Annotated in this window: 17 protein-coding genes; 16 read left to right on the forward strand and 1 reads right to left on the reverse strand. The window is 45.6% G+C overall.

The annotated features are described in order from the left end of the window. The first annotated feature begins 23 nt into the window (after positions 1 to 23). Complete coding sequence (locus AC58UU_RS12450) at positions 24 to 992, forward strand: glycosyltransferase family 2 protein (protein ID WP_497315978.1); 969 nt, start codon at positions 24 to 26, stop codon at positions 990 to 992. Positions 993 to 1,018: 26 nt separating this feature from the next. Next, a complete protein-coding gene (rfbH, locus tag AC58UU_RS12455; protein WP_497315980.1) occupies positions 1,019 to 2,551 on the forward strand; it encodes a lipopolysaccharide biosynthesis protein RfbH in 1,533 nt (510 codons plus the stop codon). A gap of 71 nt (positions 2,552 to 2,622) precedes the next feature. Here rfbH and AC58UU_RS12460 read toward each other — a convergent pair whose 3' ends face one another. Next, positions 2,623 to 3,375: a WecB/TagA/CpsF family glycosyltransferase gene (locus tag AC58UU_RS12460; RefSeq protein ID WP_497315982.1), complete on the reverse strand. Its 753-nt coding sequence runs from the start codon at positions 3,373 to 3,375 to the stop codon at positions 2,623 to 2,625. A gap of 260 nt (positions 3,376 to 3,635) precedes the next feature. Between AC58UU_RS12460 and AC58UU_RS12465 the strand changes: the two genes are divergently transcribed. From AC58UU_RS12465 to AC58UU_RS12530, 14 genes are all read left to right on the forward strand, one after another. Then, entirely contained in the window at positions 3,636 to 7,172 is a 3,537-nt protein-coding gene (locus AC58UU_RS12465; RefSeq protein WP_497315984.1) for a fibronectin type III domain-containing protein, read from the forward strand. Between the two features lie 198 nt (positions 7,173 to 7,370). Then, positions 7,371 to 8,909, forward strand: a complete 1,539-nt coding sequence (locus AC58UU_RS12470; protein ID WP_497315986.1) for a glycosyl hydrolase — start codon at positions 7,371 to 7,373, stop codon at positions 8,907 to 8,909. 600 nt (positions 8,910 to 9,509) lie between these two features. Continuing rightward, entirely contained in the window at positions 9,510 to 10,256 is a 747-nt protein-coding gene (locus tag AC58UU_RS12475) for a YveK family protein (protein ID WP_497315988.1), read from the forward strand. Beyond that, a complete protein-coding gene (locus tag AC58UU_RS12480; RefSeq protein ID WP_497315990.1) occupies positions 10,237 to 10,932 on the forward strand; it encodes a CpsD/CapB family tyrosine-protein kinase in 696 nt (231 codons plus the stop codon). Before AC58UU_RS12475 ends, AC58UU_RS12480 begins: the two co-directional genes overlap by 20 nt. A 134-nt stretch (positions 10,933 to 11,066) precedes the next feature. Then, positions 11,067 to 11,780 (forward strand): YveK family protein, encoded by a 714-nt coding sequence (locus tag AC58UU_RS12485; RefSeq protein ID WP_497315992.1) that lies wholly within the window; start codon positions 11,067 to 11,069, stop codon positions 11,778 to 11,780. Between the two features lie 245 nt (positions 11,781 to 12,025). Then, a complete protein-coding gene (locus AC58UU_RS12490) occupies positions 12,026 to 12,691 on the forward strand; it encodes a sugar transferase (protein WP_497316252.1) in 666 nt (221 codons plus the stop codon). A gap of 2 nt (positions 12,692 to 12,693) precedes the next feature. Next, positions 12,694 to 13,602 carry a glycosyltransferase gene (locus AC58UU_RS12495; RefSeq protein ID WP_497315994.1) on the forward strand — a complete coding sequence of 303 codons (909 nt, stop codon included), beginning with the start codon at positions 12,694 to 12,696 and terminating at the stop codon, positions 13,600 to 13,602. A 4-nt stretch (positions 13,603 to 13,606) separates the two neighbouring features. Further along, entirely contained in the window at positions 13,607 to 14,956 is a 1,350-nt protein-coding gene (locus AC58UU_RS12500; RefSeq protein ID WP_497315996.1) for an O-antigen ligase family protein, read from the forward strand. Between the two features lie 29 nt (positions 14,957 to 14,985). Further along, positions 14,986 to 15,933, forward strand: a complete 948-nt coding sequence (locus AC58UU_RS12505) for a glycosyltransferase family 2 protein (RefSeq protein WP_497315998.1) — start codon at positions 14,986 to 14,988, stop codon at positions 15,931 to 15,933. Positions 15,934 to 15,935: 2 nt separating this feature from the next. Beyond that, positions 15,936 to 17,054, forward strand: coding sequence for a DegT/DnrJ/EryC1/StrS family aminotransferase (locus tag AC58UU_RS12510; protein ID WP_497316000.1), 1,119 nt, complete (start codon positions 15,936 to 15,938; stop codon positions 17,052 to 17,054). A 20-nt stretch (positions 17,055 to 17,074) separates the two neighbouring features. Further along, on the forward strand, positions 17,075 to 17,818 hold the full coding sequence (locus AC58UU_RS12515) for a sugar phosphate nucleotidyltransferase (protein ID WP_497316002.1): 744 nt from the start codon (positions 17,075 to 17,077) through the stop codon (positions 17,816 to 17,818). Positions 17,819 to 17,864: 46 nt separating this feature from the next. Next, positions 17,865 to 18,446, forward strand: coding sequence for a dTDP-4-dehydrorhamnose 3,5-epimerase (gene rfbC, locus AC58UU_RS12520; RefSeq protein ID WP_497316253.1), 582 nt, complete (start codon positions 17,865 to 17,867; stop codon positions 18,444 to 18,446). A gap of 42 nt (positions 18,447 to 18,488) precedes the next feature. Next, complete coding sequence (gene rfbB / locus AC58UU_RS12525; RefSeq protein WP_497316255.1) at positions 18,489 to 19,484, forward strand: dTDP-glucose 4,6-dehydratase; 996 nt, start codon at positions 18,489 to 18,491, stop codon at positions 19,482 to 19,484. Continuing rightward, on the forward strand, positions 19,481 to 20,395 hold the full coding sequence (locus AC58UU_RS12530; protein ID WP_497316004.1) for a glycosyltransferase family 2 protein: 915 nt from the start codon (positions 19,481 to 19,483) through the stop codon (positions 20,393 to 20,395). Before rfbB ends, AC58UU_RS12530 begins: the two co-directional genes overlap by 4 nt. Positions 20,396 to 20,416: the final 21 nt, after the last annotated feature.

Here is a 20,416-nt window from a genome sequence, read left to right on the forward strand (position 1 = left end):
CCTAGAATGGTGGGGTTGATCGAATGGCAGGTCCGAAAGTAAGTATCCTCATTCCGGTATATAACCGCGAACTGTTCATCGCTGACTGTATTCGGTCGGCGCTTCGGCAGACGATGACGGATTTGGAAGTCGTGGTTGTCGATAACGCCAGTACGGACAGGACATATGAAATTTGCCAGCGCTTCGAGGCTGAGGATGCCCGGGTGCGGGTGTTCCGCAACCAGGACAACATCGGACCTGTCCGCAATATCGCCAGATGCATGGAGAAAGCCAGGGGTACATATGGAAAAATTCTTTTTTCCGACGATGAAATGGAGCCGGATTTTCTTGAAAAAACGCTGCCTCTTCTCGAGGACAAGGAGGTAGGCTTCGTCTTTACCTCCGTATGGATGGGTCCTTCGTCCAAGGAAGGCGAGATTTTCTATCGGTATGCTCCACGTACTGGCACCTATACGTCGATAGCGTACCTTAAGAAGGCGCTATTAGGGGAGAATGTTCCGTTATCTCCCGGCTGCGCCATATTCCGGCTGAAGGATATGAGGGCCAACTACCAGTTTAGCATCCCGTCGCCAAGCATTACCGACTTCGACAGTCATGGAGCGGGCCCTGATTTCCTGCTCTATTTGCTGACGGCCGCACAGTACAATAAAGTCGGCTACGTCGATGACCCGCTGTGCTTCTTTCGGATGCACGACGGCTCAATCACGATTAGCGATAAAGCCCGTTATCTCGATACGTGCTACAGACAGACGAGAATTTGGTTCGCATGCGAATATACGGATAGGAAAATGTTCAAAAAAACCGTCGCTTACCTGTGGCTGCAGGAAAGCCGGGCAGGCGGGAAACGTCTGCCTCCCAACGATTTCATGGCTGCTTATTTGCAGACACCATATACGTTGACACTAAAGGACGTGCTCATGGCCTGGACGGTAGCTGCACAGCGAAAGCTGAATCGGGTGTTCAAAAATAGAACGCTGACCGCCAGTAAATAAACGAAAACACTAAAGGGGTGAAAGGTTTGCTTCAGTTAGGAAATGTGGTATTGATCGACGAGGAGCTGCTTGTTGTCGTTGAAATTTTACAGAAAAGTGTGATCGCTTTCCCATGTTCGGGCGATTTAGAATCTTATAAGCTCGATATCAGGCAGAAAAGGGAATGGACCTTTGAAGAATTAAAGACGACTTCGGTCGTGCATATCGGCGACATCGACGAAGCATCCTTGAATGAGGCGAAACGCCGTCTAATCTTCGACAAATTTGAGGAATTCCACGATTTATTTCACATGCCCAAAGCATTTGTTCCAGGGGAAACCAATTTGAGCTATGCCGCCAAAGTATACAATCGAGATGAGATGGTCGCGCTTGCGGACGCCTCCCTCGATTTCTGGCTAACTGCAGGGCGACACGCTAAAAAATTTGAGAGCGAGTTCGCTCGTTTTCTGGGGGTGCGGTACGCGCTGCTGACAAACTCAGGCTCATCCGCCAACCTGCTTGCCGTTTCAGCACTTACATCACCGAAGCTCGGTAACAAGCGGCTGCTGCCCGGCGATGAAGTGATTACAGTTGCAGCGGGATTCCCTACGACAGTAGCGCCGATCGTACAAAACAAACTCGTTCCCGTATTTGTTGATGTTGATCTCGGCACGTACAATATTTCTTCGGAGCAAATTGAAGGCGCTGTTTCACCGAAAACGAAGGCGATTATTCTGGCACATACAATGGGTAATCCTTTTAATTTGGATGCCGTTATGCAGATTGCCGATAAATACGGTTTATGGGTTATCGAAGATAACTGCGATGCACTCGGCGCAAGGTATAATGGACAGCTGACAGGCACGTTCGGCCATATCGGCACGTCATCCTTCTATCCGCCTCACCATATGACAATGGGAGAAGGAGGAGCGGTGTACACGAACCACCCGATGCTCAAGCTTGCACTAGAATCATTCCGAGATTGGGGACGCGACTGCTGGTGCCCATCGGGCTGCGACAACACATGCAGCAAGCGGTTCGACTGGCAGCTCGGCCAATTACCCAAGGGCTACGACCACAAGTATACCTACTCCCACCTCGGTTACAACCTCAAGGTGACCGATATGCAAGCAGCCATCGGACTAGAGCAGCTCAAGAAAGTTCCTGACTTCATTGAGCGCCGGAAGACTAACTTCCGCCACCTAAAAGAACGGCTGCAGCCAGTCGAATCGGATCTGATCCTGCCGGAAGCTACGCCAGACAGTGATCCGAGCTGGTTCGGTTTCATCCTGACAGTCCGTGACCGCAGCCGCTTATCGCGTAACCAGATTACAGCTTTTTTGGAGTTGCATAAGGTTCAAACACGGATGCTGTTTGCCGGCAACCTAATCAAGCAACCCGCCTTCGAGGGCGTCGAATACCGGCTCGCAAGCGATCTGGTGAACACTGACAAAATTATGTACGATACGTTCCTGATCGGCGTCTACCCGGGCTTGACGGACGAAATGATCGACTACATGGCCGACAAGCTTATCGAAGCGGTGGAACACGCCAAGCTCGCGAACGGGCTGGGGGTTTAATAGATAAAATAGAAAGAACCTTGACCGTGTAGGTCAAGGTTCTTTCTATTTTTAAAGGACTGAGTTTCTTTTTAGAAGGTTCCCTCTTCTTTGCGATATTGTGAGCTCATCCGATGTTTAAAAATATGAATAAAGAATAGTACATTGCCAATTAAATATCTTTTCCATAATCGTCTGGGTTCACCGATTAACCGAAAGCACCATTCCATTCGTATGGCTCTCAACCACTTCGGAGCTCTCTTTACATGTTCAGCTGCAAAATCCAAATAAGCCCCTGCCGCAATGATGATTTTTGCATTCAGTTGATTAGCGTACTTACTAACCCACTTTTCCTGTAAAGGAGCTCCCATCCCGATAAGTAGAACATCCGTATTTAATTCGTTAATCTTTCTAATCATATCATCGGAATCTTTAAAATATCCGTCATGTGCTCCCACAATTTGTAATCCCGGAATCTGCTGTTTGATTTTCTCTGCCGCTCGTTCCGCAACCCCTGGAGATGCGCCTAACAAGTAGACCTTTAGTTGATAACTTTTGGCCATTTTTAATAATTCTGGTGTAAAATCGGTGCCGTTCATATTTTCTTCGAAATGAAAACCGAATATTTTAGCTCCTAAATCTAATCCAATGCCATCGTTCAGCACCAGATCTGCCGAATCGAGGCAATGTATATATTCTTGATCTCGTTGAGCCACATTATAATAATTAGCATTCATAAAAAAGATTCTAGTTTTCTGATTTAGTGAAATTCTGGCCTGAAGAAAATCAAGTGTTTTTTTTGTATTAATTACATGAACAGGGACATTGCCCATTTGCTTTCTCATGTTCTTAATCACCTTTCTTGGGTAATAATAAAATACCTAGTTTTTCTGTTGTTCATTCGATTTCGATACGAAATGGCGCATTTTATGATACATATCGTATCACTTGAGGGGTGTTGCTGTCAATATAATTTGTACTCTATTATTCTCTCTATCAAATTAACCCATTCAATAATTGGTTGAGGTGCATATTATAAGATTGATAATAAAACAAAATTACTGGTAATGGTTCATTAATAACGATAAAGGAGAGGAGATCGAATATGGCAACCCCTATTAATCCTAATGCGAGTCAAAAAGCTAAAGACGTATTGAATTATTTGTACTCCATATCGGGCACTAAAACTCTCACGGGAATGCACAACTTCTTTGAAGATCCCAATTATTGGTCGAACATCGTAAAAAACGATTTCGGGGATTATCCAGCTGTGCAAGGTTTTGAAATGGGAGCGCTTCTTGGTCAAGACTTTGCAACCCAGGCCAATATGAGACAAGCAACGGTCAATGCTGTTATTAACCACGCCAATCGCGGTGGTATCTGTCATATGTCATGGCATCAAAACTTCGCGTTTAAACCGTTTGAATGGCAAGGCGGAGTTTACGACACAGACGTAACAGAGGCTCAATTTGACAGTCTTGTAACCCCAGGAACAGCCGAATACAACTGGTTAATTGCGGAGTATGACCGTGCAGCTCCTTACTTTAAACAGATCAGGGATGCAAACGTCCCTCTTGTCATGCGCCCGTATCACGAAATGAACGCACCTTGGTTTTGGTGGGGTAGCCGATCGAACTACTCCAAGCTATGGGATATCATGTATGATCGTTTTTCTAATGTTTATGGTCTAAACAACCTGCTTTGGTTGTGGTCTGCGAATAATCCGAAGAATGCCCCTTATGAAAGGCCTTACCCCGAATACTTTGTGGGAACAAACAAATGCGATATTTTAGGTGCGGACATCTATCTGTGGGTAACGAATGCTAATAAACCGACGGGAGAACCTTATCGACCTAGCGACCATGACGAGTTGGTTGCGATTTCTGACGGTAAACCTGTAGTCCTCTCGGAAATCGGTCACGTTATTAATGAGTCTATATTGAACACCACTAGGTTTGTATGGTTCTTAGAGTGGGGCGATTATTACAGAGAACCAATTGTTGTATGGACGGGAGATGCGGTTATTCAGAATACACAAGCTGACCGAGCTAATATGTTCGGGGCATCTGTTAACCGCAACCTTAATTTGAGTGAGGTCAACATCGGCACAACACCAGACACACAAGCGCCTACGGTACCAACAAACCTTGCTGTTTCGTCGAAGACAACAACATCTGTATTCTTATCTTGGACTGCGTCAACGGACAATGTCGGTGTCACAGGATACGATGTTTATAAAGACGGTGTGTTTTTAGCAACATCCCCAACAAACAGTTATAACGCGGTTGGGTTGGTGGCGGATACGAGTTATACGTTTAAAGTTCGCGCCAAAGATGCAGCAGGGAATTTGTCTGCGTTCACCGCTACTATTTCAGCCAAAACGGATGTGGTGAATACCAACTTTGTACGAGGCATCAACTTTGCTGGTGGATCTGTAATCGTGGAGGGTCAAACCTGGTTGGCTGGAAGTGACGCAACAATAACGTATTCAGCAAATAAATTGGAGTACGTCAACTCGCCGGCATTAACACCTAATCCTGCGGTAGACAGCCAAACCAGTAATATGTTGAATTCCAATATCTATTCGCTTTCGGGCGACTTCAGCGTAAGCCAACCACTACCAATCGGCAGTTATCAGATTTATGTATGGGCACTTGAGAATTACCAAACGAACTTTCGCTCGTTCAATTTAAAGTTGGAAGGTGTCCAAGTTACACCTAGTCCAATCGGGCTATTGCCTGTTAACGGTTGGCAAAAGTACGGACCTTATAGTGTGACAGTTGCAGACGGTATTCTTAACATGGATGTTGTCAAGGTAACGGGCGACCCTGCTTTACACGGTATGGCGATCTACAAGTCAAGTCAAAATGATACCCTAGCACCGACAACACCAACGAATGTAACCGCACCTTCTAAAACGTCCACAAGTGTGAACCTTATGTGGACCGCTTCGACAGATAACGTAGGAGTAACCGGATATGACGTATACGAAGGATCTACCCTAAAAGGTACAACAACGACAACAAACTTCACCGTTACAGGTCTGACAGCGAGTACCGCTTATTCCTTCACGATCAAAGCGAAGGATGCAGCAGGAAACGTGTCACAGGCAAGCACTCCGTTGTCAGTAACTACAAACGCGCCTCCCGATACAACTGCACCGACGGCGCCAACGGGCTTGACTTCACCTTCCAATACTTCAACTACGGTAGACTTATCGTGGTCCGCGAGTACGGATGCGGTAGGCGTTACAGGCTATGATGTGTATAAAGATGGCGTTTTAGTTGGTTCTACGGCAAGCACAACTTTTAAGGTAACGGGCTTATCAGCGAGTGTGTCCTATAATTTCACCGTTAGAGCCAAAGATGCGGCAGGGAATTTATCGCCATTTAGCAACAGTCTTACGGTTACAACCGGAGCTGTGAATACTAGCTTTGTTCGTGGCATTAACTTTGGCGGTCCTGCCGTTACAATTGGAGGTCAAAGCTGGATAGCAGGAAATAACCCGCTTATTACGCTATCAAGTGGTGTTCGCAGTTATACAAATTCGCCATCAATAAATCCTGTTCCTACGGTAGATAGCGCGACGAGTTCCATGTTGAATTCAGATATCTATTCAAGCGGGAACTTTACGGTCAGTCAGCCATTACCGAATGGAAGCTACCAGGTATATATCTGGTCACTTGAAAATTACCAATCCAATTTCCGTTCATTCCATCTTAAACTGGGAGGTACTCAGGTTACATCAACCACCATTGGTCAGAATACTCTTTATGGTTGGAAGAAATATGGACCTTATAGTGTGACGATTACGAATGGTACGTTAACTATGGAGCTTGTTAAGGTAAAGGGTGATCCGGCTATACACGGTATGGAGATTTATGCCTCCGTTGCAACCGACTCGCAGGCACCTTCAACACCAACGAATCTGACGGTACAAACGAAGTCGACAACCTCTGTTAGTCTATCATGGACGGCATCTACGGATAATAATGGTGTTACTGCATATGAAATATTTAAAGATGACACTCTTGCAGGAACATCGACAAGCACAAATTTCAATGTCACAGGTTTAAACGCCAATACAACTTACAGTTTTAAAGTAAGGGCTAAAGATGCTGCAGGAAATTTATCGCCATTTAGCACCATTCTTACGGTTACAACTGATGCTGTAAATACAAGCTTTGCTCGTCGCATTAACTTTGGCGGTCCTGCCGTTACAATTGGAGGACAAAGCTGGATATCAGGAAATGACCCGCTTATTACGCTATCAAGTGGTGTAAACAGTTATACAAATTCGCCAACAATAAATCCTGTTCCTGCGGTAGATAGCGCGACGAGTACCATGTTGAATTCAGACATCTATTCAAGCGGGAACTTTACGGTCAGTCAGCCATTACCGAATGGAAGCTATCAGGTATATATCTGGTCGCTTGAAAATTACCAATCCAATTTCCGTGCATTCCATCTTAAACTGGGAGGTACTCAGGTTACAACAACCCCCATTGGTCAGAATGCTCTATATGGTTGGAAGAAATATGGACCTTATAGTGTGACGATTACTAATGGTACGTTAACTATGGAGCTTGTTAAGGTGACAGGTGATCCAGCTATACAGGGTATGGAGATTTTCGGACAGTGAAACGACATAAACAGAAGTGAAGGGAGAGTCTTCTTGATTAGAAGCTCTCCTTTTTCTAACTAATAAGCCTTATTTTATCGGATGTATCGAACCTCGTTTTGTATATTCGAGACACTTTAACATAAAGTAAACTTGTAAAGTCACCACAATATTGATACAATACGTATCAATATTATTTGTGAAGGGTGTGCTTCTTGCGTGTTGCGTTGGATTACTAAAACAGGCTATATTCTTACAGGAATGTTCCTCATAGGAGGCTGTGTCCACTGGGGGATTGATCCTGCAAATACCCAGGTTTCAGTCTTAGCAACCCCTAAGGAGATCACTCAATTAACCCCAGAGAACTCCGGTACACTAGCCAAAATGACTTCAGAACCTTCTCTTCAAGCGGCGCAAGAGAGGAAGGATATTGAAAGTAAAAAAAATACAAAACCTATTAATCCTAATGCAAGTCAGGAGGCAAAGGATTTATTAAATTATTTGTATTCCGTATCTGGTACAAAAACCTTGACAGGGATTCATAACTTCTTAGAAGCACCTGATTTATGGACAGATCAAGTTAAAAAAGATTACGGAGACTATCCTGCTATCGCAGGTTTTGAAATGGGTGCAATTAAGGGACAGAACGAAGCGACGCTTGCTTCACAAAGGCAGAAGGTCGTAGAATCTGCAATCAATCACCATAATCGCGGAGGTATTGTTTTTGTATCATGGCATCAAAACTATCCGTTAACTGCTAATCTTTGGTCTTCGGTGAACCGGCCTACAACTGATGCGGAGTTTGACCGTATTACTACGCCCGGTACAGCGGAATATAATTGGATGATTGCTGAAATGGATAAAGTAGCGGTTTATTTGAAAGAATTACGTGATGCGAACATACCTGTTATTTTTCGACCTTATCACGAGATGAACGGTGGATGGTTTTGGTGGGGGAAGAAGACCAACTATGATCGTCTTTGGGATATGGTGTATGATCGGTTTACCAATGTAAACGGCTTAAATAATCTATTATGGGTATGGAATGCAAATGCAACCAAAGATTTGGCTCATGAGGATCCTTATTCGAAGTACTTTGTAGGTGTAGATAAAGTCGATATTTTAAGCGCAGACCTTTATATGAATGTAACCAGCGGTGGTACTGAACCATTTCTACAATCATATCATGATAATTTAGCAGCTATTTCTGGCGGTAAGCCAATTGCTATAGCGGAAATTGGACATTTGCCTCCTGTTTCGTATTTTGATGGAACAAATTGGGCATGGTTCATGACCTGGGGGAACTATTATAAGGAACCAATTAAAGTTACAGATGAAACGAAAATACAAAATACGCAAGCTGATCGTGATGGTTTGTATAAAACTTCCGTCAATCGTACGCTGAATTTGAGTGAAGTAAAAATACCTACAACTATTCCAGACACACAAAAACCAACTGTGCCAACGATTCTTGAGACTTTCTTGAAAACGACAAACTCTGTCCAAATAATTTGGGATGAATCCTGGGACGCTGTTGGTGTTACTGCATATGAAATATATAGCGGAGACTCTCTTGTTGGAACATCAACCACCAACAATTTTTATGTTACAGGTTTAAATGCAGACACAACTTATAGCTTTAAAGTGAGAGCTAAAGATGACGCAGGAAATTTATCGCCATTTAGCACCACGCTTACGGTTGCAACTAATGCTGTGAATACGAACTTTATAACCAAATTGTTACATTTTTTATTTTAGATAATGACCCCATTTGGTCAAAACTAAAGGCATAAAATAACCGACAACGTAATTGACTATAGGATAGTAGTCAATCTCGCTGTCGGTTCTCGCATTCTAGGAATGAAAAAGTAATTTCACCCAATTTTTAACAGGTTTTAGATACAATTTGTTTCTAAAATGCACAGAAATTGTTGACATACAGGAATTTATATAGTAAATTACGAGATATGACGATACGAAATGTATCTATTTGCTTAGAGAAAGGCGGGTGGGAGGATCATGAGATATAGGTATGGTAAACTGGCGGAATTAAACGATATTGCCCTGGTAGCGATGACACATTGCGAAAATAGTAGCAGATAACCAGACTACGAAACGCTAAAAAGCATTGAAATGCAACAAGCATCGTAACTTGGGCTTGACGTCAATGTTTGTGTTGGTTTTATGCCAGGGCAGGAGATATTTGCATGTATTGGGCTTCCATATTTTGCATTTCCAGCTTGAAGTTTCCCGAGTTGGGTAAATGTTTTATAGTTGATGATACGATTTGTAACAATGAATTGCGACATAGCTGATTGTTTTAGATAAGATGCTCAAAGAGGCGGAAGGAGACTGGCAATGGAACTGCTCGATTATATGAAATTACTTCGCAAGCGTATAGTTTTAATTACAGTGATTGTTCTTGTGTGCTGCGGGGCTGCAGGAGGATTCGGGAAGTTGATGTTTCAGCCGGAATATGAGGCTAGCACGAAATTGATTGTTAATAAAGTGACGGATGAGGAGGGCAAACAGCGTATCGATATGGATGCGGTCACAGCCAACATCATTCTAATTGGCTCATACAAGGAGATCGTGATATCGCCGGCAATTATGGAACAGGTGGTGAGGGAGCATCCGGACCTGAATGTGACAGCGGAACAACTAAGTAAACGGATCAAAGTGGCATCAGCGAACAATTCCCAGGTGATGACGATTTCGGTACGCGATAACTCCTATATCCAAGCGGCCAACTTAGTTAACAGTACAGCCGAGGTGTTCGAGAAGCAGATTCGCGAGCTAATGCATGTGGATAACGTGCGTGTACTGAACAAAGCAGAGATTGATAAACGTCCTACGCCAATTCAGACGAGTCAGTCATTGGTCATAGTCGGGGCTTTCTTCGTATCGCTGATTCTGGGTGTTGTTGTAGCCCTGCTAATGGAGCAGCTGGACGATAAAATTCGTTCTGAACGTGAAATCGAACGTTTGTTAGGCGTACCGGCATTAGGTGTCATCGGACGTATTAAGCGCGATGCTTTGAAGCAGGTTTCTTCAACCACACAAAGAAAGGCAGGGGAACAGTCATATGTCAAAGTTAGTCACTAAAACGTTTCTGTTCACGCACCTCAGTCCTATGTCGCCAATTGCGGAAACCTATCGTTCACTGCGTAACAATATTGAACATTCCACAGCTTCCCAAGGTGTGAAAACGATTCTGGTAACAAGCGCGTCTCCACGGGAAGGGAAGACTGTCACGGCAGTTAATTTGGCAACTGCTTATGCGTTGGCCGGCAAGAGGGTCCTGATCGTTGAAGGCAATTTGCGACGTCCGATACTGCATCATATTTTCAACCTGCCGAATAGAAAGGGACTTGCAGATTTGCTGACCGGCAATTACGAAATAGGCCAAGTGATCTGTGAAACGTTTGTGAACGGGGTCAGCGTCATTACTGCAGGAGGGTCGGAGCGCGTCCCGTCTGATGTGCTGGCATCGGAGCACCTGGATATGGTGATGAACCAACTGCGGGCTTTTTACGATATCGTTATTGTTGATGCACCCGCTGTATTGGGTGTAACCGACGCACACCTGCTGGCAAAGCACTGCGACGGGACGTTGCTTGTGATGAATTCGGGCAACGTATCGCAAGAAAAAGCACTGAATGTCAAAGCGGTACTGGATAAAATGGGCGTACGTCTGATTGGCGCTGTGCTCAACAACGACCGTTCCGTTACGGCGAAAGCTAGTCCTTATTACAGTGCGAAAGAAGCCGTGACTAATTAGGCCGCGCGAAATGATAACTTCTCGCCGATTTTAATTCCACTTGACTTCGATACATATTGTATCTTAAAATGAAATAAATAAGATACAATATGTATCTGAAATCAGTTTCGAGAGGTCTTTAAAGGAGATTGAGGATGAACGGATGGAAATGGGACCGAGTATTCCGAAGCCGTATTTGGATGATTATGTTGATCACAGCCGTCTCTGTAGCGACAACCTTAACAGCCTCTCAGTATAGTTTCAAACCGGAATATGAGGCAAAAGCAATGCTGATGCTGGTGAATAAAAAAACGCCGGTATCGCTCGGTAATCAGCAGTTCACTTGGGATGTACTTATGACGAATGTTCGGCTTGGAGCTACTTATCGGGACATTATTTCATCCCCTGCTATTTTGGATGATGCTGTTAGGGCAAATCCCGATTGGGGTTTAGATGCGAACGAATTGGGCCGCAGACTGAAGGTGGAATTTTTGGGGGGACTTCCTTTTCTGTCGCTTTCTCTGCGGGATCATTCATATCAGAAGGCTGCCGACGTTGTGAATGGCATCACACGGCTGTTTACGGCTCGGATCTACGATCTGATGAGAGTCGATAACGTGGAAGTGCTGTATTTAGCTCAGACACGTACAGAACCTGCACCGGTCTCTCCTGGAATGTTGATGCGTTTGATTGTTTCCTTGTTGTCTTCTATTGCGATTGGGATGATGGCTGTGATTGCGCATCGGATGTCGGATCGCAGCATTCGATCTGTAGAACAGGCGGAGCAGGAGCTTCTGCTCCCCGTCTTGGCAGCTTCAGCAGTCATACGTAAGCGAGATTTACGTAAGGTAGCCGTTCCGTGGGAATGAAGATTTCTGCAAATAAAGTGAATACGTATTGCCGTCAACGCTAATGTCTAATTGGCCAACGGTAAGGGTAAAGTCTGCTATACCCATATCCTTGCAGGCACTCGGTCATGCTGTGGGCTTCAGAGCCTTAGACGTACATCGTCAAGGGTATGACGTGAGGAAGGGTTGAATGCCCCAATCTACTATAATCACCGATTAAGAGGTGTTTAATTGTGAATGGAACTAATCGCGGAAATGAAACTGAAATACTATCGCAAGGAAATTCGCTATTTGCCAATGTTAGGGTCGATTCTAAATCAAACCAAACGGGCTATTTGACAATGAAACGGCTGACCGATTTCTTACTATCACTTGGCGGATTAATCGTGCTGCTTCCATTACTGATGCTTATCGCTCTGCTAATTAAGTTGGAAAATCCTCGTGGGATGGTCTTTTTTAAACAAACGCGAATCGGTAAGGATGAAAAGCCGTTTACGATTTACAAGTTCCGTTCCATGGTGACGAACGCCGAGCAGATGCAGGGCAGCCTTGTGAATCATAATGAAATAGAAGGCGCAATGTTCAAAATGAAAAAAGATCCACGCGTAACGAATGTAGGCCAATGGATCCGCAAAACCAGTTTAGATGAAATGCCGCAGCTGTGGAATGTACTTAAAGGTGACATGAGTCTGGTCGGACCGAGACCGCCGCTTCCTAATGAAGTATCCGTTTATTCTGACTACGAAAAGCTGAGATTGAGTGTCATACCCGGTTGTACGGGCTTGTGGCAGGTTAGCGGCAGAAACCATGTTGGCTTTAAAGAGATGGTGGAGCTCGATTTAACTTATATCCGGGAGCGCAATTTGTGGTTCGACCTCAAGATTTTGTTTCGGACCATTGGTGTGATGATCGGCTCCAAAGGAGCATTCTAGACATGCAAAAACAACTTTCCATTATTATTTGTACATATAACCGTGCCCCTCTGTTGGAAAGGACGCTACTTGCTCTATCGGAACTTGATCGTATTGACGAGGCGGAAGTAATTGTTGTGGATAACAATTCGACCGACGATACGGTTGCAGTTGTTCGCTCATGCATCGAACAGTGCCGCGGACACGTGGACATTGATTATGTGCTTGAACGGAAGCAGGGGCTGTCGGTTGCACGCAACACGGGAGTCAGAGTATCCAGCTCCAACATACTAGCGTTTTTGGATGATGACGCGATACCGGTCAAAGGCTGGATCACCGCGATTTTAGAAGCTTTTGATCAGGATCCACGAACGGTTGCCGTTGGTGGTATCGTGTATCCGAATTTCGAAACGGAGCGTCCGTCTTGGCTGATTAAACCGCTGGAGCTGCCTTATACGATTGTTAACCTCGGAAATGAGGTAAGGCCTTATCCCAATAAACTGTATCCGTTCGGGGCCAATATGGCGTTTCGAAACTCCGTTTTCGAGCGGCATTCGTTTCCGGAGGAGCTGGGGCGAAAGGGTGAGTCGCTTCTATCAGGAGAGGAAAGCTGGCTGTTAGACCGGTTGAAAGAGGAGCAGAGTGGGATTACATATGTGCCCGGCATGGCCGTTCATCATTTTATTCCGCGCCAGCGTTTAACGAAAGAATGGATTGCTCAGCGGTATTATTTTCAAGGCGTATCCTATGCGTTTGCTAGTGGGACTGCAGCGGCCAAGCTGAAGCTTTTCCTATTAACCTGCATGAAGGTCCTTTATGTGTTAGGAGAGTCCATGTTCCTGCACAGCGAGGGGAGACGGCTGTTAGTAAAGTGCCGACGTGAAAGTATTCGAGGTACATTCAGTAACCTGAAATTCAGAAGTAGGAGTTAATTATATGGATAGAAGAACGTTAGGTTGGAACGTGAGAATGCCGCTGCCGCTGCTTATCACTTGTCTTGTGCTTGTAGGAGTAACGGTAGGATTGGCTTCAACTGCTCAGCCGCTGTTAGCTGGTATCGGTGTACTCGGAGCTTTTGCCGCATTCGCGGCGTTGGTGAAACCGGATCGTACCGCGGATCTCGTGCTGCTTTCAGCTGCGCCTTCCATTCAATATCTCATCCAATTTCATGTCGGCGGACTTGATTTACTATCATTTTACAAATTCTCAATTCTGCTGCTGACGTTACCGGCCATGCTCGTGTATGGCATTCGGATGAAGCTTGTTTATCCGATTGTGGCTCTAGGACTTATGGTTGTCATTACATACACGGGATCGTTGTGGCCGGATAATTTGGAACGTATGGCACCGATCAAAGCCTTCATTGGTCTCGTGATTCCGTTTGTATTTCTGTTGATCAAATGGAAGCCTTCCGTGGCGGAGCGGCAAATCGGGCTTCTTCCCCTGCTTGCGCCAATTTCGGTTGGACTCGGATGGATGCTGCATGTCACAGGTATACATCCGTTCTATGTGATTGAATTCACAGGAGCCTTTCGGCTGCAGGGGGCGAATATCCCGCCTCACCTCGCCATGCTGGCATTTCTCGGATTTCTGATATCGATCATCGAAATTAAACGGAATTCCAAGCGGTTTAAATACTTTTACGCGATGGCGGGCATGAACTTCGTGATTTTGTTAGCGACGGGAACCCGTGGGCCGCTGATCGCCTCCGCTGCTGTTGTACTTTATTACGTATACGATTTGATTAAGGGTTATTTTCGGGGGAAAGTGCTGTTGATTATCCCTTTGGCTGCATTTTTCGTCGTGGCTATCGCCGCAGGTTATCTGCAGTTGGACAATCTAAAGAAACGTTCGTTCGAGAATACGGATACCAGCGGCGTCGATTTATCCGGCAGGGCGGAAGCATGGGAATTTTTTCTAAAGGGAGCGGAACAATCGCCGGTTTTCGGACGCGGACTTGGCTCTTCCATTGTCGCCAATGACGGCTCGATTTTTGAAGGGTTTGTCGTTCCTCACAACGAGTATATCCGCTTCTATTACGACAGCGGTATCGTTGGGGCATCCCTATTGTTCCTTGCGCTGTTGGCGGTATTCGCAGTTGTTTACAAGGTGCTTCCTCGGGGCGTAAGGCCATATTTTGCTGGATTAATTATCGGATTTTTTGTGTACTCCTTCTCGGACAATACGCTTTCGACGATTCAATTGATTTTTCCGTTTTGCTGGTATGTCAACAATCTTGAAATATTGCACGGTCGAAGACATATTCCTAAAGATTCTCTTGTTTGAATACGCCCAAAGAAAGGTGGAAGAACCAAATGATGGACAAACCAAAGAAAGTCGTTCAGCCTAAACCGGACACAAACCCGCTCGTATCCGTCATCGTGCCGGTTTATAACGGTGAAAAATATATTGAAGAAACAGTACAGAGCGTGCTGAACCAGGATTACGACAACATCGAGCTGATCGTCATTATCGATGGTACGAAAGACAGAACAGTCGACATTCTAAAACCATATGAGGAGCAAGGGTTGCTGAAGGTGCTTGAGCAGGAGAATATGGGCGCATCCGCTTCACGCAATAAGGGAATGAAGCTTGCTAAAGGCGATTATGTGCTTCTTCTCGATCAAGACGATCTAATTGAGCCGACGTTAATCAGCAAGGCGGTTAAGCTTGCTCAAGATACGAAAAGCAGCGGGGTGGTCGTCAATGGGAAATTAATAGATTCGTACGGTGCTCTTATCCGGCGTATGTACAGATTTAACAAACCGACGCTCAAGCTCAAGGATATGCTTTGCAAAAACCAGATTTATACGACGTCTCAGGTGCTTTTCAACCGCCAGAAAGTGCTTTTGCTCGGCGGGCTGGATGCGCAAAACGCTGGTATTGCCGACGATTGGGATTTGATGCTGCGAATTGTGCTGTCAGGCGGAAAGCTGGTATTTCTGGACGAAATGCTAATGTCCTACCGCATTCATGACAGCAACGCTTCACGAAATCTGGACCGGATGCTGTCCTGCGAATTGAAAGTTCTGGACGGAAAACGGGGGAGCGTTAGCGATAACCAAATCCATGCGATGAAAAGCTATCGATATTTGTATCACGCTTTCCGTTTGGCAAGCGCTAAAGCTGATTTAGCAGTTTCAAAGAAATCGCTAGGCAAAGCGCTGCGTCACAATCAGGGCTTGCTGTTTCAGCCCCGGTTCTATGCATTTGCGTGTTATATATTCATGCGAGATCTGAGAAGTCCTAAAACTCTGAAATAGGAATGATGAATATGATCCCAGTGACAAAAACCTATTTACCCGATCTCAGAAAATTTCAATCCTATGTCGAAGAGATATATAACTCGGGCCGGCTGACGAATGCGGGGCAATTCGTCGAGAAGCTGCAGACTAAGATTGCTGAATACTTAGGCGTAAAAAATCTGCTGCTTACGACAAACGGCACCCTTGCATTGCAAATCGCTTACAAAGCGCTGGGTCTTAAGGGTGATGTGCTGACAACCCCGTTTTCATTCATAGCGACCGCCAGCTCTCTGGCATGGGAAGGTTTGAATCCGGTGTTTGCCGACATCGATTCGGAGTCACTGAACATCGATCCGAAACGGCTTGAAGAACGCATCACGCCGGACACAACCGCGATTGTAGTGACGCATGTATTCGGCAATCCGTGTGAAATGGACGAAATTGACCGGATCGCAAAAAAACATGGCCTGAAGATTGTATATGATGCGGCCCATGCTTTCGATGTAGAGTACCAGAATCAAAGCGTTCTGAGTTTCGGAGACGTTTCGATGATCTCCTTTCACAGCACGAAGCTGTTTCACTCGATTGAAGGCGGAGCGCTTGTTTTCCAAGATGATGCGGTATACGAGAGGGCAAAAAAGATGATCAATTTTGGCTTTGATGACTTGATGATCATTAATGAGCTCGGAATCAATGCCAAGATGAATGAGTTTCAAGCAGCGATGGGGCTGTGCGTTTTAGACGATATGGAAAACATTAAAGCGATACGGGCGAAACATTACCGTAAGTATGTTCAAGGGCTACAGCACCTTCCCGGCCTATCATTGCAAAAGTGGAATGAAAACGGCACCCAAAATTATAATTATTTTCCAATTGTTTTGGATTCGGAGGAGACATTACTGAGGGTTCTGGATCAACTGCATGCTCAGCAGATTTTTCCTAGACGTTATTTCCATCCATCGCTCGATTCCATTCCTTATCTGGAGGGTGACAGACCAATGCCGATATCCCGCGATATTGCTGGGCGCGTATTGTGCTTGCCGCTTTACCATTCACTGGAAGAGAGTGCGCAGGATTCCATCATTCAAGTGATTAGCGAACAGACTTTGACTTTGACTATTAAAAGGGCGGTTTATTAAACCGAGGGAGGAATGGAGCAATGAAAGGGATCATACTGGCAGGCGGCACGGGCTCAAGGCTTTATCCACTTACGAAGGTTACGAATAAGCATTTGTTGCCGGTGGGCAAATATCCGATGGTTTATCATGCGATTTACAAACTGAAAGAGGCAAATATTACTGATATTTTGATTGTCACAGGACGGGAACATATGGGGGATATCGTTAACCTACTCGGAAGCGGCTCGGAATTCGACGTCACTTTCTCCTACAAGGTCCAGGATGAAGCCGGTGGGATCGCACAAGCGCTTGGGTTGGCGGCAACATTCGTCGGCAACGATCTGTGTACGGTCATTCTAGGTGATAATATATTCTCGGACAATATTGCTCCCTATGTCGCTTCCTTTAAGAAAGGCGCCAAAATATTATTGAAGGAAGTCGATGATCCGGAGCGTTACGGTGTGGCGGAGATGCGAGGCAGAAGCATTATTTCGATCGAGGAGAAGCCCAAAATACCTAAAAGCAGCTATGCTGTGACGGGAATATACATGTTCGATTCCCGAGTGTTCGAAATCATCCGTACGTTAAAGCCATCCGGGCGCGGTGAGCTGGAAATTACCGATGTGAACAATGCGTATATTCAGCAAGGACAGCTGCAATTCGATGTGATGGATGGCTGGTGGACGGATGCAGGAACACACGAATCGTTAGCCTATGCGAACGATTTGCTGCGCAGGCATTCTCTCGACTTGACGTTCGGCAAGAAGCTTGCATTGTTCAAATGACCTGCAACTGCTTTAGGGGTAAATTAAATGATGGAGGTGGCGTGTGATACATTGCGTAGCGACCAAACTGGAAGGCGTGTTTGTTATTGAGGTACAGGCGCATGCAGATCAACGCGGCGAGTTCGTAGAAAGTTATAGCCAGCGTGTGTTCAAGGAGCAGGGTCTGGATTTTCGGTTCGTACAGGATAATCAATCGATCTCTTGGAAGCCTGGAACGATTCGGGGACTTCATTATCAGCTTTCTCCGAAAGCCCAGACTAAGCTAATAAGGGTACTATCCGGCGAGATTTATGATGTGGTCGTCGATATCCGCCACGGCTCGTCGACGTTCGGACAATGGATCGGCGTCATGCTCAGCCGCTCCAACGGGAAGCAGCTGCTAGTTCCGAAAGGATTTGCCCACGGCTTCTGTACGATGCAACCAAATACGGAGGTTCTTTACAAGGTGGATGAATTTTATTCGAAGGAGCATGACAGAGGGATCGCATGGAACGACCCGGACATCGGCATTCAATGGCCGTGCGAAACACCTATCTTGTCCGAAAAAGATAGTATGCACCCGCGACTGAAAGATGCCGTAAGCAATTTTGTTTATGAGGAAATCCGGAACGAAATAAGCGAAGGCTAGCGCATAACTTGGTTAAAAAAGAGAGGTTGAAGAAGCGTGGAAATGAGACTGCTTGTAACAGGTGGGGCCGGCTTTATCGGTAGTAATTTTATTAGGTATATGTTAGAGCGTTATCCCCAATATCGGATTGTAAATCTGGATTTGCTTACATACGCCGGAAACTTGGCTAGCTTAGCTGATGTAGAGGAAGACCAACGATATACGTTTGTTCACGGCGATATTGGGAACCGTGAGCTCGTCTCGCATGTTATCCGAGAGCATAAGATCGACGTGATCATCAATTTTGCCGCAGAATCGCATGTCGACCGCTCGCTCAGCGATCCGGGGGTATTCGTTCGAACGAACGTGCTGGGTACGCAGTCGCTGCTGGAAGCTGCAAAGGCTGGTGGAATTCGGAAGTTCATTCAAGTATCGACTGATGAAGTATACGGATCGCTCGGCCCTGATCATTTTTTTACAGAAACGTCACCGCTATTGCCGAATAGTCCTTATGCTGCTTCCAAAGCTGCAGCCGATTTGCTGGTGCGAGCCTATCACGAGACATTCGGACTTTCTGTTAACATTACCCGATGCTCTAACAACTACGGCCCCTATCAATTCCCTGAAAAGCTCATTCCACTCATGATCACGAACGCGCTCGAAGGTATTCCGCTGCCAGTGTACGGTGACGGCCTAAACATCCGTGACTGGCTGCATGTGAACGATCATGCAGCGGCCATCGACGCTGTACTGCACCGTGGGCATGATGGCGAGGTATATAATATCGGCGGACATAATGAACGGACCAATATCGACATTGTAAAAGCTATTCTGAAACAGCTTGGCAAGAGCGAATCCATGATCCGATATGTCGAGGATCGACTAGGTCACGACCGTCGTTATGCGATTGATCCGAGCAAAATCGAAGTGGAACTCGATTGGCTGCCAACGTTTACGATTCAGGCTGGATTGGAAGAGACGATTGAGTGGTATATCGAGCATCCGCAATGGTGGCAAAGTATTAAGGGGCAGCCAATTAGGAAGGAGTGGAGTGCTTGAAGCATGACAATCCAGCGCCTCTTGTTTCCATCGTCATAGCGGTTTATAACGGGGAAGCATTTATTCAGCAAACGCTGAACAGTGTTTTAAACCAGACGTATCTGAACATAGAAGTGATTGTTGTTGATGACGGGTCATCAGACGGTTCCGTCGCGTTGATCGCCAAGCATTTTCCAGACATCCGCGTGATGCGGCAAAGTAATCAGGGAGCTGCCGTGGCTCGCAACGTAGGCTTGTTCGCAGCCCGTGGCGACTATGTGATGCTGCTGGATCAGGATGATGTGCTAAGCCCAGATTCTATTACAAAAATGGCTGAGCGCTTGGGAAGAGAACGTGCATTTGGAGTGGTTGCAAACGGGTTTTACATCGATAACAAGGGCAAAAGCTTGCGTAAAATTATGAAACGCGTCAGGGGTTTCAGCCTGAAGCAGATGTGTATCGCCAATCCGATCGCGACGCCTTCGCAAGTGCTGATTGATCGTGCCCGACTGCTTGAGATTGGGGGATTCGATACAGAGCTTAGGGGCAGTGAAGGGGGACCGGTAGCAGAGGATTGGGAGCTCTGGATTCGCGTTTTGAAGACGGATCGTCTTGTGCTGGTCGATGAAGACCTGATCAGTTACCGTATACATGAAGGCAACAGTTTTAAAAAGTTTGACAAGGTGTTGATCAGCGAGCTGAAAATTATCGAAAAAGCGATGGCCGGCTTGTGGAGCCAAAACCTGATGAAAGGATATCGGTACTTATTCTACTCGTATAGAGTAGTCAAATACGGATCCGATTGCAAGGCCGGTTTTGCGGCGCTGATGGAAGCCGTCAAGTTAAATCCGAAGCTCCTCTTTCATCCGAGATGGCATTATTATACCTTTTATATAACGGCTTGTTATTTAAAAGGTGGATATTCGAACTAGTATTAGGTGGTATTATTACGT

This window comes from Paenibacillus sp. JT22N1 (assembly GCF_059692155.1).

Coding starts and splice junctions, on each gene's coding strand:
- AC58UU_RS12505 (WP_497315998.1), top strand. CDS start 14,986: ATGATGGACAAACCAAAGAAAGTCGTTCAGCCTAAACCGGACACAAAC.
- AC58UU_RS12480 (WP_497315990.1), top strand. CDS start 10,237: ATGTCAAAGTTAGTCACTAAAACGTTTCTGTTCACGCACCTCAGTCCT.
- AC58UU_RS12495 (WP_497315994.1), top strand. CDS start 12,694: ATGCAAAAACAACTTTCCATTATTATTTGTACATATAACCGTGCCCCT.
- AC58UU_RS12500 (WP_497315996.1), top strand. CDS start 13,607: ATGGATAGAAGAACGTTAGGTTGGAACGTGAGAATGCCGCTGCCGCTG.
- AC58UU_RS12450 (WP_497315978.1), top strand. CDS start 24: ATGGCAGGTCCGAAAGTAAGTATCCTCATTCCGGTATATAACCGCGAA.
- AC58UU_RS12510 (WP_497316000.1), top strand. CDS start 15,936: ATGATGAATATGATCCCAGTGACAAAAACCTATTTACCCGATCTCAGA.
- AC58UU_RS12465 (WP_497315984.1), top strand. CDS start 3,636: ATGGCAACCCCTATTAATCCTAATGCGAGTCAAAAAGCTAAAGACGTA.
- AC58UU_RS12485 (WP_497315992.1), top strand. CDS start 11,067: ATGAACGGATGGAAATGGGACCGAGTATTCCGAAGCCGTATTTGGATG.
- AC58UU_RS12460 (WP_497315982.1), bottom strand. CDS start 3,375: ATGAGAAAGCAAATGGGCAATGTCCCTGTTCATGTAATTAATACAAAA.
- AC58UU_RS12515 (WP_497316002.1), top strand. CDS start 17,075: ATGAAAGGGATCATACTGGCAGGCGGCACGGGCTCAAGGCTTTATCCA.
- rfbB (WP_497316255.1), top strand. CDS start 18,489: ATGAGACTGCTTGTAACAGGTGGGGCCGGCTTTATCGGTAGTAATTTT.
- AC58UU_RS12475 (WP_497315988.1), top strand. CDS start 9,510: ATGGAACTGCTCGATTATATGAAATTACTTCGCAAGCGTATAGTTTTA.